Raw genomic sequence first — 15,729 nt, forward strand, 5'->3', positions numbered from 1 at the left:
CTGATAAAAGTAGTCATTTGAAATTATTTTATCCGAGCTTACTTTAACGTGCACAAACCCTCTCCCAATTCGTTATGGCATTGCCAACTGAGATCTATTTATAAATCGTTTAACAATAACTTAGGCTATATACCTTGCACAAGGTTTTGCACATTATACAATTTACTACTTAGTCCATTCATTTCCGGCTTTATACAAAACGTACTTCCCTCCCCCTGTAAAAAATATACCAATGCCTGCAAACATATAGATTAGTGCAAGTTCTCCATCTAGTCCGCCGTTTTCATTAATTGTAAATGCTGACATCCCGTGGGCCAGGTATATTGCAAATAACATTACAATAGCAATCATCAGCCCGGAAAGGCGTGAAAAGATACCCAAAATCAACATCAGCGGTGCCAGTACTTCACCCACTGGAACACCAACCCAAACAAAAGCCGGCAAGCCCTTTTCGATAAGGCTCTGTTTGATAAAATCAAATCCATGGAACAGTTTGGCTATGCCGTGAAAGATCATTAAGCCACCAGTAGCGATACGCAATAACAGGATGCCAAGATCTGGCTTTAATGTACTTGAAATTTTATTCATCTTATTTGTTTTTCAGTCTTTTTATAATGGGTCGATTTTATTGATTTAACCACTCTTTAAATTTCGTTGCTTTTTCTTTGCTCACCAACACTTCTTTTTCAGGATGCGCTTTAAGCACAACCTTCAGCTTGCCATTAAAACTGTTCAGAATACGCTCGATGCTATTGATAGAAATGATAAACTGACGGTTAGCCCTAAAGAAATCATCCGGGTTCAATTCGTCTTCCAGATCGTCTAAAGAATATGATACCATCTCTTCCTGCCCAGATTTTAACATCAGCCGTGTAGATTTATATTCGAAATACACAAACGCTATATCATCTGCATTTATGGTTTTGAAACCATCGAAAGCTGGCAATAGAAAACGCTTGCGGTATATTTTTGCTTTACTGTTGATCAGGTCCAGCAACTTTTCCATATCAGGCTGTGAAGCGGCAGGATTAGTTTTTTTTAAAGCTATGGCGAGCTCCTCTTTCTGGATGGGTTTGAGCAAATAATCCAGACTATTCACTTTAAAAGCCCTTATCGCATATTCATCATAAGCTGTGGTGAATATCACAGAAAAGCTAACGGTAGTTTGCTGAAAAATATCAAAGCTCAAGCCGTCAGACAGGCGAATATCCATCAGTGCAACATCTGGTTTGGCATTGTTTTTTATCCACTGCACTGTTTCCTCAACCGAGCTTACCGTACCAACAATATGATAGGCATCCGATATTTCTGCAACCAACTGTTGCAGGCGTATGGCATTGTGTTTTTCATCTTCTACAATCAGAATGTTCATTTATTAAAATATTAGTTCAACAAAGGCAAGCCCACTTCAAAACTGTTGCTGGTTTCTTTAATTACAGGAATTTTATCAGATAAAATTTCATAACGGTTGATGATATTGTTCAGCCCAAATCCGGTTGTTGGTAAAGGGTTTGCTATGCGTTGTAAATTATTTCTCACCCATAAAAAATCAGTTTCCTTGTCAATATTAATACAAATGAGTAGCGGCATCGCCCCTGTTGCCCTATTGTGTTTAATGGCATTTTCAACTAACAGCTGCAAGCTTATAGGTGGGATATACCTGTTTATAAATTCGTCAGGAATATCCATTTCAATCTTAACATTCTCACCATGGCGGATGTGGATGAGGTAACTATACGATTTCACAAAATTGATTTCCTCCTGCAGGGTAACCAAATTCTTTTTTAGGTTGATCATCATATATCGGTTCACCTGCGAAAGATTATCCAAAAAAAGACTGGCAAGTTCTTGGTCTTCATTAATCAGGGCAGATAGCGTGCTGAAATTATTGAACATAAAATGCGGATCCAGTTGCAGTTTGAGGGATTGCAATTCAGATTGCATGGCCACTTCTTTGAGTTCCAGGGTTTTTATTTTCAGTGCTGCGGTTTCCGACATCGATTTTTTCCAATATTCGAGTAAAGCATATCCGGTGTGAAAAGTGCTTACAAAAATAGAAACAATCACACCAACCAGAAAAAACTGCCAGATACTGATGGCTTGCTCGGTATTTTCAGGCTCATCATATTCTGCCTGGTAATACAGATGTTGCAGGTAGAGCATAAGCGTGACCACAAAGATAACCAAAACCAATTGTACCAGCACACGTTGCATTGGTGCATTGTTCCATGGCAATTTTTTATCCAAAAATTTGGCAATAAACACACTGGTTTCTATAATTGCCCAAGACTGTAAGAAAACAAAAACTACTTCTTCCAGTATTTCATATACACTCATCTGCCGATACGTCTTCATAAAATCGACAAATGGATTTATTAAATAGGAAAATAAATAAACCAATACGAATACTACCAATATGGAAATGAGCTTAACGGGCCACTTTATGGGTTTCATATTTTTTGGTGTGAAATATTAAGATGGTAAAGATACATACATCAATTCCAACCGCCACCTACGGCACGGTAAAGTTCTATTTTATTGGCAATTTGGTCCCGTTGCAGTTGTGCGCTTGCCAGGCTTGCCTGCAGGTAGTTATTTTCTGCAATGATCACTTCCAGATAATTAACCATTCCATTTTTAAATAACTTTTTAGCAGTTACCATTCCTTTTTCCAATTCCTGCGCCCGCAACCTGGTATGTATGGCTTGTTCTTTTAATTTTTCTTCTTTAATCAGTGCAATAGAAACTTCGCCATAAGCCGTCAGAACCGATTGACGGAAATTAATAACGGCTTTTTCATAATCTATTTTTGCCTGTTTTTGTTGTAATTTTAAAGCACCCCGATTGAAAACAGGCTGGGTAATCCCACCGGCAAAAGTACTGAATAATGATGCAGGAACAGTGAACCAGTTGCTTACTTTTAGTGAATTAAGTCCGGACTGTGCGGATAAACTGATGGTTGGGTATAATGAAGCCTGTGCCACACCCACTTTTGCATTTGCTGAGCGCAAGCTGAGTGCTGAAGCAGAAACATCCGGACGATTTGCCAGCACCGAAACCCCATAATCCATATGAGTGGTATTGAGTTCATCATTTATGTTTTCTTGTCGGTCTATTGACGATGGATAGTTTCCACACAAAATACTCAGCGCAATTTCTTGCTGTGCGATATCCTGTCCTATCTGTGATAGTAACACCTTTACTTGTGCTAATTGCGCCGTCGCCTGTTGGATACCCAAAGCATTGGCATCACCATATTTGAACTGAATGCGTAATATTTGCAAGGTATTTTCACCCAATTCTATATTCCTTTTGGCTACAAAAAGCTGGTTATCCAACATCAGTAAATTATAATAGCCATTGGCCACATCGGCAACCAGCTTGGTTTGTACGGCTTTTTTTACCGCCTGGCTTTGTAAATAATCAGCCTGTGCCGCTTCTTTTTGCCTTTTGATTTTTCCCCAGATATCAATTTCCCAGGTAAGGCCTAAAGAAGTGGTAAAATCTTGTGTGGTGGTACTGGAAGTAAATTGTTGTGCAGATATCCCGGCCAAGCTGTTTTTTGATGCAGTACTTCTGTTCGCATTCATTTGTGCGTTCAACTCAGGTAAATAATTAAGTTTTACTTTTTTAAAAATAGCTCCTGCACTTTCTATATTTTGTATTGCCAATTGTATTTCGCTGTTTTTTTCAATGGCCTGATCAATTAGCTTAACTAATTTTTCGTTTTTGAAAAAGTCTTTTCTATCGAGCACAGTCGTGTCGTTCCTGCCATTTTCGGTTGTACCAAATTGAACCGGCATTGCTAAAGCTGGTTTCGTATAATCTTTGGTTACACTGCAAGCGCCCAGCATCAGCATCATGAATAAAACAGGAAGGCTGCTTTTGTATCGTTTCATAACCGGGAGTTTATTCGTTTTCATCATTAAAATGTACTTTCATATCTTGCTTTTTGACCGGACTAAAATATTCCTGCATACTTTGGAACAGCACAAACAAAACCGGAATAATAAATAATCCAAGCAAAACGCCGGAAATCATTCCGCCAGCGGTACTGATACTGATTGATTTATTGCCAATGGCTGAAGAACCTCTTGCAAACATCAATGGCGTAATTCCAGCCACAAAGGCAATAGAAGTCATCAGGATTGGACGCAACCGGTGCCTTGAACCGGATAAAGCAGAACGAACTAACCCCATCCCGTTCTTACGCGCCTGCAAGGCAAATTCCACAATCAGAATGGCATTTTTAGCAAGCAGGCCAATGAGCATAATTAAACCTACCTGTACATAAATGCTGTTGGTTAAACCCACCATTCCTATAGCCAAATACACACCCAGCAAACCAGTAGGAATAGAAAAAATAACTGCCAAAGGAAGCAGGTAACTTTCATATTGTGCAGCCAAAAGAAAGTAGGTAAAAAGCACACACAGTGAAAAAACAAAAATCATCTGGTTGCCTGATTCTTTTTCTTCCTTGCTTAAGCCTGTCCACTCATAAACGTAAGATTCAGGCAGCTTCTTTTTCATCATTTTTTCTGCCGCCGCCATCGCCTGGCTGTTGCTAAAGCCATCGGCAGGAATAATATTTACGGAAATATTGTTGTACAAATTGTACCTGTTAATGAGTTCAGGGCCATATACTTTTTTCAGCGTGACCAAGGTACTGATGGGGATCATTTTGCCGTTATTGCTTTTCACAAAAACCTGGCTGAGTGAGTTTTCATCAGCCCGGTATTTTCCTTCAGCTTTAATATTTACCCGGTAAAACCTTCCGAAGCGGATAAAATCACTTGCCTGGCTACCGCCGTAAAAAAGACCAAGCGTATTCATAACATCTTTTGGCGTGGTACCAAGCTGATAGGTTTTATCTTCATCCAGTTCCATTTCCAATTGTGGAAAATCACTTCTGAACATCGTAAATGCCGAACCAATTTCAGGCGATTGATTCAGTTCGGCAACCAGCTTTTGCGCCACTTTTGAAAAGTCATCAATGTTGCCGCCCATCTTATCCTGAAGCACCAGTTCTGCACCGCTTATACTGCCAAAACCCTCCACAGGGGGCGAACGAAAAATACTCAATTCACCTTCTTTTATGGTGCTAAGCCTTTCATTCATGGCCATCACCACCTGGTTCATATCTTTAATCTCGCCCCGGTTTTTGCTTTCTTTTAAACGGATAAAACCAATGCCATACGATGGGCCTGAACTACCACTAATCATATCAAATCCCGATACGCTCGTCACCAGTTCTACCTCGGGCATTTTTTCAAAAGCACTGTCAATCCGGTCAATCACTCTAGTTGTGTAATCGATATTCGTACCCGACTTTAATGTTAAAGCGTACATCACAAATCGGTCATCTTCTTCAGGAATAAATGATTTCGGACTGCTATTCATCATCCAGACAGAAAGAACAGTCATCAGGCTCAATCCTGCCAAAGCCAGCCATTTCTTTTTAATCAGCCATTTAACTGATTGGATATAACGCCCGGTCATTGTATCAAAACCAGCATTAAAGGCCGTAAAAAAGCGTTGCTTAAAATTCTGGTTTACCTCTTTTTCAGTGTTATGGTGCGTCGTATTTTTGAGCAAAAGCGCACAAAGTGCAGGGCTTAAGGTTAAGGCATTCAATGCCGAAATAAGGATGGCAATTGCTAAGGTAAAGGCAAATTGTTTATAAAAAATCCCGGCCGGGCCATCCATAAAACCAATGGGTAAAAATACTGCCGACATCACTAAGGTAATGGAAACAATGGCGCTGGTAATTTCTCCCATGGTGGCAATAGTTGCTTCCTTTGCAGGCAAACCTGTTTTTTGCATCTTGGCGTGAACCGCTTCAACCACCACAATGGCATCATCTACCACAATGCCAATCGCCAGTACCAGCGCAAAAAGCGTAAGCACATTCATTGTGAAACCCAGCAATTGCAGGAAAAAGAAGGTACCAATAATGGCTACAGGCACAGCAATGGCCGGAATAAGGGTAGATCGGAAATCCTGCAAAAACAAGAAAACCACTATAAACACCAGCATAAAAGCTTCGATAAAAGTGTTGCGAACCTGTTTAATAGATTGATCTAACCGTTCTTTCACACTTTGGATTATATGGTATTCAACGCCTTTGGGAAAACGCTTGCTAAAGGTTTCCAGCTGTGCCCTCACGGCAGTTTCTATTTCGTTGGCGTTAGATCCGCTTGCCTGTTGAATCCCAATGGTTACTGCCGGGAAGCCATTCTCTTTATTATCACTACCATAAAATGAGGCTCCAAATTCAATTCTTGCCACATCTTTCAGGCGAAGCATCGCACCATTAGGATTGGCTTTAACGACAATCTTTTCAAAAGCCTGGGCAGTGTTCAGTTTCCCTTTATACTTGATGGTATATTGCATTGGTGCATCCGACTCTTCACCCAATTTTCCGGGTGAGGCTTCCAGGCTGCTATTGGCAATAGCATTGTCTATATCTTGCGGTACAAGGTTGTTAACCGTCATTTTTTGTGGGTCGAGCCAAATGCGCATCGCGTAATCCTTCGAGCCAAATAGCTGTACGTTACCAATTCCCGGAATGCGTTTCAGGCTGGTAATGAGGTTAATTTTAGCATAGTTCTGTAAAAAAAGCTCATCATATTTAGCCTTGTATTTACTCGAAATATTGAAGAACATGATGTTGCTGTTCTGTTGCTTGGTGGTGGTAATCCCGGCCCGTATTACTTCAGCCGGAATAAGACTGTTTACCTGCGCTACACGATTTTGAACATTTACAGAAGCCTGGTCAGGATCAACACCCTGCTTAAATACAATTCGCAAAGAAAAAGCACCATCACTACCTGCAGAAGAAGAGATATACTGCATATTTTCGACACCATTAATGGCTTCTTCCAGGGGCGTAATTACCGAACGGATTACACTTTCGCTGTTACCGCCCGGATAAGAACCTGATACCGTAACCGTTGGTGGTGCAATATCCGGGAACATGGTAACCGGAATGCGTTGCATACTCACCAAACCCAGTAAAACCAACATGATCGAGATTACGGTAGCCAAAACCGGCCTTGTAATTATTTTTTTCAGCATCTTGAATGAGATAAGGAATTGTTATTTTTCAGGCGTGATTTGTTCGCCTTCCTGAATGAGGGTTAAATCTTTGGTCACAATTCTATCGCCGGCATGTAGCCCGCCGGAAACCAGGTAATTATCTCCACTTTTACCGTTTACAGTTACCGCTACACGCTCGGCTTTATTGTCTTGGCTTAAGCGGTAAACAAAAATTTTATTTTGTACATCCAGCGTTGCCAAAACCGGTACCAAAATCACATCCTTATAATTTTCGGGCAACACAACCCTTCCGGTATTGCCGGAGCGTAAAATATTTTCCTTGTTGCTGAAAATTGCCCTTACACTGATGGCACCAGTTGCCTTGTCAAACTGTCCGTCAATCATCTGTATTCTTCCCTGATTGGCAAATGCATTTCCATCAGCCAGCATGAGCTTCACTTTAGGCATAGCCGAAACTTTATCCTGAAAAGATTTTGCTTCACTCCGTGAAATGAAGCGCAAGTAATCTTTTTCGGTCATTGAGAAGTAGGCATATACCTCACTCACATCAGATAAAGTGGTGAGCGGAAGTGCATCTCCTTTTGATACTAAGTTCCCGATACGTTTGGGAATACTTCCGATATAGCCAGAAATAGGTGCTTTAATTATAGCAAAAGCCAGATTTACTTTAGCTACTTCAACTAAAGAAGCATTTTGAGCTAACTGCGCTTTTGCATGCTCAAAATTAGCCTGAGCAGCTTTAAGCTGATAATCAGAAACCACATTACTTGTGCTGAGCTCCTTATTTTTTTCGAGTTCTAAAGTTGCATTAGTAAGTGTAGCTTTAGCCGCATTGAAACTTGCTTTCGCCGTATTGAGCTGTTCTTTCAGCGCGTGGTCGTTAATTTTGAACAAGGGCTGTCCGGCTTTAACATAAGCACCTTCATCAACAAATATTTTTTCGATATAGCCATCGGCCTGCGAACGAATATCAACCATCACCTTACCTTCTATCCGCGCCGGATAATCGGTATCAATATTCGCGTCTGATCGTTGAAGAGTTAAAACAGGTAACTTTTTTATCGCCGCTTGCTTTTCGCTATCCTTTTTGCTCCCACAGCTTACCAGGAAAGAACAAACTGCTATTCCAATAAAAACAACATAATTTTTTAAACCAGCCATATGATTGCACTAAATAATGGTGCAAATGTGGCTATAAGTAAGGGCGGCTGATTTGATTATTTACCCGAAGCGGAAGAAATGGGGTTTGAAACTGATTTATGGGATAATGAGTTTTGGAAATCATATATTAAGCCAGCAGGTATGGAAATTCATCTTATTGTTCGTTGTTATCGTTAGGTCCAATTTATGGTGACCATACGCACAGGATAAGAAGAAAAATAAAAAACCCGATCTAATGCTTTCAAGAAAGGTTTTACCTTCAGCAGGAAATCGAACTAAAATCGGCCTTTCTGCTCAATTATGGTACATTAGGGCATTCTACTTTTAAGAAAACGCTTAACCAAATTGATTCCTTTAAGCCTTCTTAAATAAGTTACCCACGTGATGGAAAAAAAGCCGTCTCCACAAGCTGGAGACGGCCTCATCTTCATTTACATAAAATGGATAATTGAGCAGTGTCTTACAACACGGAGCTATTGGTGAATTTTACCTTATAAGGCCATTGGTCATCATTGGCTTCATTTTCATCCCATGGATGTGGTGCATAGGTAGTCGGCGCTCCGGTTACAACATACCATAATTTTACTGTTCCAGCCGGCACAGTAAAGCTGCTGGTGGCATTGTTGGTCCACATGCCGCTATACCGGCGTTCTCCTGTACTTAAAATCGCAACATATCCATGGCGCCAACCGGCTCTTGCCGGATTTGCCACCTGGTTATACCCGAGCGCATTAACCATACCGGTAAACACGGTTGATACTACCGTACCTGCGGCCGGAACGGTTAAAGGAATAACATTGTAACCAGTAGTACCCGGGGCACGATTATAGGCTACCTGATAGCTTCCGTCCGTCAGCCTGGTATAATTCCACGTTTGGGCGCCATGGTAATTGGCACCATAAGACCGGAGTGAAGGAATATCCCAGGTCACAAATCTTACCGCCTGATCGTAAATTTCTCCATTAAAAGTAGCCACATCAATACCATTGAGCCGCATATATGCCTGGATAGGATCTTCCGGTTGGCGAGACTCACGCCATAATCTTCCGACAAAATTGCGCCCTCTTTTAAATTCCCAATAGTAGAGGATAAAGTAACTGGCATAACGGTACCATTCATGGTGAACATGGCGGTGATAATTATCCTTGTAAACAGTGAAATCATATGCGGTAAAAACCGTTGAAGGATAGCTCTGGAACCCCTGGAAATTAGCCGTTTGTTCCCAGAAGCCGTTACCGCCATTGCCACCAAACCCATAGCGAAACCCACCAACACCCTGGTCAGCAAAAACCTGGTATTGGAAACTATGTCCAATCTCATGACCGATGACATGGCCAACCGGCTGCATGGTAGCTGGACTAACCCACAGGGCACCAATAACGTTATCATAGCCTGAACCAGTAGCCAGCCATTCCGTTTGATAATTGATAAAGATCATCATCTTATATTTATTCAGCTTGGATGTAGCTAAATTAGCAAATCCTAATTCAGTTACATTTAATTGAAAAAAGCCTTCCGCTTTGCTCAGCAGGTCGGTAATATTTACCCGGTATGCGGCTGGCACGGCCGTTGAATTCGGATCGTTACTGCCATAGCCTTTGGCCCAGAAAACAATAAAGTGATCGGAAGAACGGGATCTTGACCAACTCCATGTGCTAGCCGAATTATTAAAATCATTTGAGCGTAGTTCCATCGGAATATAGACATCCGGAGCTGCAGCTGCAAGTGCTGCTGTTGTGGCCTGCTTTTGCGGTTTAGTTAGCGGAGAGGGCTGAATGGATTTAAATTCATCCTTACAGCCTGATAATATCACAATGATCAGGAATAATAAAATTTGTTTTTTCATTTTGGTTTTTGTTTGATTAGGTTTATAGATTGATTAAATTTCATCACACAGCATGCTCATCTTTAGGTTGTTGATTCCTCAGAAGATAAACAGGCTTTTCGCGAAAAATATTTTTATGACGGGTTAATGCTTAAAATAACAGATTTTACCATACACGTCCATATGCAGAATAAAAGTGGTAAGGCGTGGGCCCACTTGATTCTATGGTTGATTACAGTGTTGTATAAAAAATATTTAATTTTTAAATATACACCACAAAAGGCGATTATGCTGATCGTATATTAACAACAAGTTATACATAATTGACCTATTTGTTAGTCAATGATCATAACTGTTTTACGGCAATTAGTAAAAATAAAGGTTCGGTGGAAGAGCACTGAGATCACAAAGAATAGTATTGGTGAAGATGAACAGAAATTTTGATGGGATACTTTAGTATACCTATCTTTAAAATCCAAAACACCAAAATGAAAGATACCACAGTAGCCGTATACATTAACCGTCTCTTCCCACAATTTGAACCTGCACTAAGGGATATCCTTATTGAAAATGCCTTGCTTAAAGATTTTCAGGGAGGAGATATGTTGATGCAGACCGGGCAGAACATGCGTTCAATGAAAACTTTGAGGATCTGGATAAGAACCAGACTTACTTTGTTCATTATGCCGGCGGTTACCGATCTGTAATTTTCAACTCCATCATGAGGGCAAGAGGGTACCATAACCTGATCGATGTGGCCGGTGGGTTTAAAGCCATTAAAGAAAATAGTCCTATCCCTACCACTGCATTTGTATGCCCAGATACCCTAAAATAAATCAATGGTCTGCTCAGGTTTATACCAGTGCTGACCTTATCCCTTTAATGGGCAAACTCGAAAATACCCTTATAATATTTAATTTAAAATATGATGATTGATTTTATTAAACAACCCTGGCCCTGGTATTTTTCGGGTATAATGATCGTGTTGATCATGCTGATATTGCTTTTTTTTGGCAAGTCATTTGGCTTCTCTGCTAACCTACGCACCATTTGCAGTATAGCAGGAGCAGGAAAAAAAGTAAAGTTCTTCGATTTTAAGTGGAAAGACCAGGTTTGGAACCTGATGTTCTTAGCCGGTTCTATTTTAGGCGGGTTTATCGCTACGCATTACCTGAGCGAACCAGCGCCAATCAAGCTCTCTGCAGCAACCATTGCCGATTTAAAACAATTGGGGGTAAAATTTGATGGTGGCCTGAATCCAGCTGATCTCTTCTCTCTCGAAGCCATGAAAGATTTAAAAACACTCGGCATCTTACTCATTGGAGGACTGCTTGTAGGTTTTGGCTCCCGCTATGCAGGCGGATGTACATCAGGCCACGCCATATCCGGGCTCTCCAACCTGCAGCTACCTTCACTCGTTGCGGTAATTGGTTTTTTTATAGGAGGCCTGATCATGACTTTCCTGATCATGCCATTCATCTTCTAAACCCACAACAATGAAATTTATCAAATATATTCTGGCCGGAACACTTTTCGGCATCATCATGACCAAATCTGAAGCTGTTTCCTGGTATAGAATACAGGAAATGTTTCGTTTCCAGTCCTTCCACATGTATGGAATTATCGGTACTGCAATCGTACTTGGTGTAATCGCTGTATTGCTCATTAAAAAATTCAAAATCAGGGATATCTGCGGAAATCCAATCCGCTTTCATGATAAAGATCAAGCGTACCGCAAATACCTGATGGGAGGAACCATTTTTGGTTTAGGCTGGGCACTAACTGGCGCATGTCCGGGGCCAATGTTTGTTAACCTCGGTAGCGGATATGCCGGGATGGCAGTGGTTATCCTGGGTGCCCTCCTCGGAACATATTTATACGGTGTGATGAAAAACAAGCTGCCACATTAATGATTAAACATCACCCGATGACAAAGCTTACTATAATAATAGACCAGAACGAGCCAAGTCACGTTATATCAATTGGTGAGAAATAGGATTTACCAGATGAAACCTGAAATAAACGCTGAAGAAAAGCTTAAGGCCTTTTCAAGTCTTGGAAAATATCTGTCATGGATCGGATTGATATCCGTTGGCATGATGTGTTGCCTGGTTCTTTTGTTAACAGGCTTTCATTTTCCGAAAACGCTTTACACGAATACAAACGATCAGGTATCTTCAAAAAACCAATTAAAGCCTGAAACTGGCCGAGTTGCAGGGCCTGGCTATTGGATGGCGCCTGACACCATTAAAATACAGGATAAACCCGATGCAGACCTGATCAGATATGGGAGAAATTTAATGGTGAATACGGCATCTTATTTAGGGCCGCAAGGTACAGTAGGAAAGCTCGCAAATGGTATGAATTGTCAAAATTGCCATATGGATGCAGGAACCAAACCTTTCGCAAATAATTTTTCCGTTTTTTATGTAAACTATCCAAAATGGAGCGTAAGAAGCGGCAGAAAAGAAGAAGCTTTTGAACGAATTGATGAGTGCTTTGAGAGAAGCATGAACGGGATGGCACCAAAAAGAAATTCAAAAGAAATGCAGGCCATGTTGGCCTATTTAAAATGGGTTGGAGAAAAAGTAAGTTCAGAAACGCCACTTGCTGATCATTCGGTAAAAAAAGTTCCCTATTTAAATATTCCTGCAGATCCGATCAAAGGAAAAATTGTGTATACTTCCAAATGCATGAGCTGCCATGGTAGCGAAGGTAAAGGAATGGCAGCTCCAGGCGGAAAAGGTTATATTTACCCACCCCTTTGGGGGCCTGACAGTTATAATGATGGTGCGGGAATGTTCAGGCTTGGAAATTTTGCTGGTTTTGTCAAGAACAATATGCCTTATGGTTCAACTTATCTAGATCCGAATTTAAGCGACGAAGAGGCCTGGAATGTGGCGGCATATGTAAATGCGCAGCCTAGGCCTCATCTTAACCCGAAAAATGATTATAAAGATATCTCAACAAAACCTATCGATTATCCTTTTGGGCCATATGCAGATGCTTTTAGTGAGAAACAACACAAATATGGGCCTTTTAGTGAAATAGCAAAACAACACCCATTTAAAAACAAAAAGATAACATGAAAAAATTATTAATCTTCGTTTCCTTTATTTTAATTACAGCCATTTCTTCGGGCCTGTATGCACAAGAAAAAGCTAATAACTATGTGGGCGCCATCGCAAAAAAGAAAACGTATAGTGCCCTTTATGTACTCAATAGTGCCGATGAAAAACACATCTCCGCGACACTTAGGAATATGAATAATGCCCTGGAAGATCCAAGATTAAAGGGAAAATTAGCATTAGAATTGATTGCTTTTGGAGATGGCGTGGCGGTTTACCTCAAAGATGGAAAATTTCTTGATCAGCTTAATTTGCTCAGGAACAAAGGTGTGCGCTTAGCACAATGTGAGAATACCATTCGTGAGCGCAAAATTGATAAATCGGGTTTGTTTGATTTTATAAACTATGTACCCAGTGGTAATGGAGAAATAATCATCCTTTCGGCAGAAGGCTGGGCAATTGTTCATCCCTAAAATCGCCTGTTAAGCGTATACATAGATCAGCATAGTCATGATTTAACGTCTCTTCATGGTTACCTTTTTTTCTGCGTCCTGCTGCTTCATGATACGCATTGATTGTTATTTTTCTTGTTTATTTAGCATAAATTTTATCCGTTAAAATGCTAATTTTCCAGGTTTAAAGTCTTTGATGTGAAATTCAAGCTGAACTGAATCTTTCCAATTTCCTAATTCTTCTATGCATGGCTTGATTGATGTTTTTTTGATTTGAAAGGCCAGATCAAAATCGATAGCTGCAGCATGTCTAAAAAAGTATCATTTTAATACACCTATTAAAATGTTCAATTTTCATGTTTTTTTTTCTGAAATTTTGTACCTTAATATCATTATTAACCTCTTAAAAAACAAACAATGGGATTTTCATCTTCAAATCTTTCGGCTGCGGCATATGGCTACAGCTTTGTGGTAGCCACCACACAGGAAAGTATCAATGCATCGATGCAGCAATACATGAATGGTATTAAAGCCCCCGAAATCATGATGTGTTATATCATGGACCAGAACGGTAATCCGCAGTCCATTGATTATCAGACATTAATTACCCAGGCTAATGGAACAGATCCTTTTTCTGTGCCGGATGGAACACCTGTCACTGATCCGCGCATTCAAAACCTGTCAAAGGCCTACTTCATGTATGCTTTCAAGGCACAAATCGGATTACCGGCAGGTTATGCGCCGCTTACACCCGGAGGGCCTGCATTGCCCAACATTGTTGTGTTAGGCAGCAGCACGGCAACTGTTCAATTCAATCTGACATGCAGTGAATTTCAGGTAACCGAAGCCACATACGGGCCACGTGGCATTGCGAATTGGTTAAATCAATCGCAACCCGCCGGACAAGCATGGATATTTTCATCTTTAGTGGATATGCAGTTAACACCGAACAGTGATTACGCAAACCTGCCTCCTGCCGTACAGGCACAAATAAAAAACCTGGGTGGCAATGCTTTCAGTGTACAGCAGTTGTTGTTTGATCTGGACAATGCAGCATTGCAGTCAACTCCGACTATTACAGGTGTGGTACCGGGCACTCCCTTATATAATGGATTGCAAAGTGCATTCCTGGGCCCTTACATGACACAATTGAAAACCAACGGTCAACCTGTGTTAGGTTATTCTATACAGCAATCCACCACGCCTCCGGCTTCCATCACCCTCACCGATCTGAATTTTGAAGTAAACCCATATATGGGTACCAACGGACAACCGGTATCTTCGCCGACAACAGATCAGCAAGGGCTGAGCTCCTTATGTTATCTCTGTGCAGCCAACGGCGTACAATTGCCGGTAGCGAACGAATTTTCATGGAACTGGATTGACCCTTCAGAAGAATCCAGTTATAATGGCGTAGTGGCTATTAACAGGAATACATTTGCAAATTTCTTCGAGACCCAGTTATATCCGACCGTATCAAAGTGTTGTTTTTCTCCATTAGTAAGAGTCTGGCTTTCAGGAACGTTCGATACCACCGTAAATTACCAGTGGGGCCTTTCAGGCAATCAGACACCTACGGTAAACATGCCATCCACCGGATCAACAGTTGCCACGTTTACCTATAGTGGAAATGCTTCTGATCAGGCCGGATTAAACGGAGATATGGGATCGATGACGCTTACACCGTCTATGAATGCCACTGTGGTATTCACCGGAAAAACCATTGTGATTACACAACATCTGGTTATATACGTGGAAATTACCGGAACATTCGGTGTTACCCTGAGTGGCAATGTAGTGGATATTACCTATACAGACACCTATACTTTGGGTGTAGATGCCAGCGGATCACTTACGGCTACCTTAAATTCTGTAAAAACGGATAATTCGGTTGACCCAAGCACCAACGGATGGAGCAATTTCTGGGGCAGCGATGTGAATAGCCTCATGAATGATATCGCCACCTGGGTCCAAGATTTCGCAGCCACCAATTTTACGGATATTCCGCTGAATACAGTCCAGAGTTTTGTATTTCCGGGTGGCAATACATTCACATTTGATGATGTATCGTTCTCTGAAAACCGGGACCTGGTTTCGCACATCACTTATGTACAGGTGTAAACAACAACATATTCCTTCTATCTTAATCTGATTATCCGATACC

14 protein-coding genes are annotated in these 15,729 nt (G+C 41.0%); 7 read left to right on the forward strand and 7 right to left on the reverse strand.

Going from position 1 to position 15,729, the window contains the following annotated elements; genetic code table 11:
- Positions 1 to 165 precede the first annotated feature (165 nt).
- The 7 genes from CBW18_RS06090 to CBW18_RS06120 all read right to left on the reverse strand — a co-directional run bounded on the left by CBW18_RS06090 (position 166) and on the right by CBW18_RS06120 (position 10,066).
- Positions 166 to 588, reverse strand: a complete 423-nt coding sequence (locus CBW18_RS06090) for a DoxX family protein (protein WP_088300428.1) — start codon at positions 586 to 588, stop codon at positions 166 to 168.
- A 37-nt stretch (positions 589 to 625) separates the two neighbouring features.
- Positions 626 to 1,372, reverse strand: a complete 747-nt coding sequence (locus tag CBW18_RS06095) for a LytTR family DNA-binding domain-containing protein (RefSeq protein ID WP_088300429.1) — start codon at positions 1,370 to 1,372, stop codon at positions 626 to 628.
- A gap of 11 nt (positions 1,373 to 1,383) precedes the next feature.
- On the reverse strand, positions 1,384 to 2,454 hold the full coding sequence (locus CBW18_RS06100; RefSeq protein WP_088300430.1) for a sensor histidine kinase: 1,071 nt from the start codon (positions 2,452 to 2,454) through the stop codon (positions 1,384 to 1,386).
- A 41-nt stretch (positions 2,455 to 2,495) separates the two neighbouring features.
- Positions 2,496 to 3,899: an efflux transporter outer membrane subunit gene (locus CBW18_RS06105; protein ID WP_088301300.1), complete on the reverse strand. Its 1,404-nt coding sequence runs from the start codon at positions 3,897 to 3,899 to the stop codon at positions 2,496 to 2,498.
- A 10-nt stretch (positions 3,900 to 3,909) separates the two neighbouring features.
- Positions 3,910 to 7,077 carry an efflux RND transporter permease subunit gene (locus CBW18_RS06110; protein WP_088300431.1) on the reverse strand — a complete coding sequence of 1,056 codons (3,168 nt, stop codon included), beginning with the start codon at positions 7,075 to 7,077 and terminating at the stop codon, positions 3,910 to 3,912.
- 21 nt (positions 7,078 to 7,098) lie between these two features.
- Positions 7,099 to 8,220 carry an efflux RND transporter periplasmic adaptor subunit gene (locus CBW18_RS06115; RefSeq protein ID WP_088300432.1) on the reverse strand — a complete coding sequence of 374 codons (1,122 nt, stop codon included), beginning with the start codon at positions 8,218 to 8,220 and terminating at the stop codon, positions 7,099 to 7,101.
- A 460-nt stretch (positions 8,221 to 8,680) separates the two neighbouring features.
- Positions 8,681 to 10,066, reverse strand: coding sequence for a DUF6055 domain-containing protein (locus CBW18_RS06120; RefSeq protein ID WP_088300433.1), 1,386 nt, complete (start codon positions 10,064 to 10,066; stop codon positions 8,681 to 8,683).
- A 467-nt stretch (positions 10,067 to 10,533) separates the two neighbouring features.
- Here CBW18_RS06120 and CBW18_RS06125 point away from each other — a divergent pair, with 467 nt between their 5' ends.
- The 7 genes from CBW18_RS06125 (at position 10,534) to CBW18_RS06150 (ending at position 15,686) form a co-directional block, all read left to right on the forward strand.
- Positions 10,534 to 10,752 carry a hypothetical protein gene (locus tag CBW18_RS06125; protein WP_088300434.1) on the forward strand — a complete coding sequence of 73 codons (219 nt, stop codon included), beginning with the start codon at positions 10,534 to 10,536 and terminating at the stop codon, positions 10,750 to 10,752.
- Positions 10,698 to 10,880: a rhodanese-like domain-containing protein gene (locus CBW18_RS21825; RefSeq protein ID WP_371566712.1), complete on the forward strand. Its 183-nt coding sequence runs from the start codon at positions 10,698 to 10,700 to the stop codon at positions 10,878 to 10,880. The genes CBW18_RS06125 and CBW18_RS21825 overlap by 55 nt, the downstream gene beginning before the upstream one ends.
- A gap of 90 nt (positions 10,881 to 10,970) precedes the next feature.
- Positions 10,971 to 11,531 carry a YeeE/YedE family protein gene (locus tag CBW18_RS06130; protein ID WP_253248976.1) on the forward strand — a complete coding sequence of 187 codons (561 nt, stop codon included), beginning with the start codon at positions 10,971 to 10,973 and terminating at the stop codon, positions 11,529 to 11,531.
- Between the two features lie 10 nt (positions 11,532 to 11,541).
- Positions 11,542 to 11,955, forward strand: a complete 414-nt coding sequence (locus CBW18_RS06135) for a DUF6691 family protein (protein ID WP_088300435.1) — start codon at positions 11,542 to 11,544, stop codon at positions 11,953 to 11,955.
- A gap of 96 nt (positions 11,956 to 12,051) precedes the next feature.
- Positions 12,052 to 13,134, forward strand: coding sequence for a c-type cytochrome (locus CBW18_RS06140; RefSeq protein WP_088300436.1), 1,083 nt, complete (start codon positions 12,052 to 12,054; stop codon positions 13,132 to 13,134).
- On the forward strand, positions 13,131 to 13,586 hold the full coding sequence (locus CBW18_RS06145) for a DsrE family protein (RefSeq protein ID WP_088300437.1): 456 nt from the start codon (positions 13,131 to 13,133) through the stop codon (positions 13,584 to 13,586). The genes CBW18_RS06140 and CBW18_RS06145 overlap by 4 nt, the downstream gene beginning before the upstream one ends.
- A gap of 396 nt (positions 13,587 to 13,982) precedes the next feature.
- Positions 13,983 to 15,686, forward strand: coding sequence for a hypothetical protein (locus tag CBW18_RS06150; protein WP_088300438.1), 1,704 nt, complete (start codon positions 13,983 to 13,985; stop codon positions 15,684 to 15,686).
- The last annotated feature ends 43 nt before the right edge of the window (positions 15,687 to 15,729 follow it).

This window comes from Pedobacter sp. AJM (genome assembly GCF_002197755.1).
Taxonomy (GTDB): domain Bacteria; phylum Bacteroidota; class Bacteroidia; order Sphingobacteriales; family Sphingobacteriaceae; genus Pedobacter.

What these genes read in the sequence shown, in the direction of transcription:
- CBW18_RS06120 (WP_088300433.1), bottom strand. Translation starts at nt 10,066, where the DNA reads ATGAAAAAACAAATTTTATTATTCCTGATCATTGTGATATTATCAGGC.
- CBW18_RS06100 (WP_088300430.1), bottom strand. Translation starts at nt 2,454, where the DNA reads ATGAAACCCATAAAGTGGCCCGTTAAGCTCATTTCCATATTGGTAGTA.
- CBW18_RS06125 (WP_088300434.1), top strand. Translation starts at nt 10,534, where the DNA reads ATGAAAGATACCACAGTAGCCGTATACATTAACCGTCTCTTCCCACAA.
- CBW18_RS06105 (WP_088301300.1), bottom strand. Translation starts at nt 3,899, where the DNA reads ATGAAACGATACAAAAGCAGCCTTCCTGTTTTATTCATGATGCTGATG.
- CBW18_RS06115 (WP_088300432.1), bottom strand. Translation starts at nt 8,220, where the DNA reads ATGGCTGGTTTAAAAAATTATGTTGTTTTTATTGGAATAGCAGTTTGT.
- CBW18_RS06090 (WP_088300428.1), bottom strand. Translation starts at nt 588, where the DNA reads ATGAATAAAATTTCAAGTACATTAAAGCCAGATCTTGGCATCCTGTTA.
- CBW18_RS06150 (WP_088300438.1), top strand. Translation starts at nt 13,983, where the DNA reads ATGGGATTTTCATCTTCAAATCTTTCGGCTGCGGCATATGGCTACAGC.
- CBW18_RS06130 (WP_253248976.1), top strand. Translation starts at nt 10,971, where the DNA reads ATGATGATTGATTTTATTAAACAACCCTGGCCCTGGTATTTTTCGGGT.
- CBW18_RS06110 (WP_088300431.1), bottom strand. Translation starts at nt 7,077, where the DNA reads ATGCTGAAAAAAATAATTACAAGGCCGGTTTTGGCTACCGTAATCTCG.
- CBW18_RS06145 (WP_088300437.1), top strand. Translation starts at nt 13,131, where the DNA reads ATGAAAAAATTATTAATCTTCGTTTCCTTTATTTTAATTACAGCCATT.
- CBW18_RS06135 (WP_088300435.1), top strand. Translation starts at nt 11,542, where the DNA reads ATGAAATTTATCAAATATATTCTGGCCGGAACACTTTTCGGCATCATC.
- CBW18_RS06095 (WP_088300429.1), bottom strand. Translation starts at nt 1,372, where the DNA reads ATGAACATTCTGATTGTAGAAGATGAAAAACACAATGCCATACGCCTG.
- CBW18_RS06140 (WP_088300436.1), top strand. Translation starts at nt 12,052, where the DNA reads ATGAAACCTGAAATAAACGCTGAAGAAAAGCTTAAGGCCTTTTCAAGT.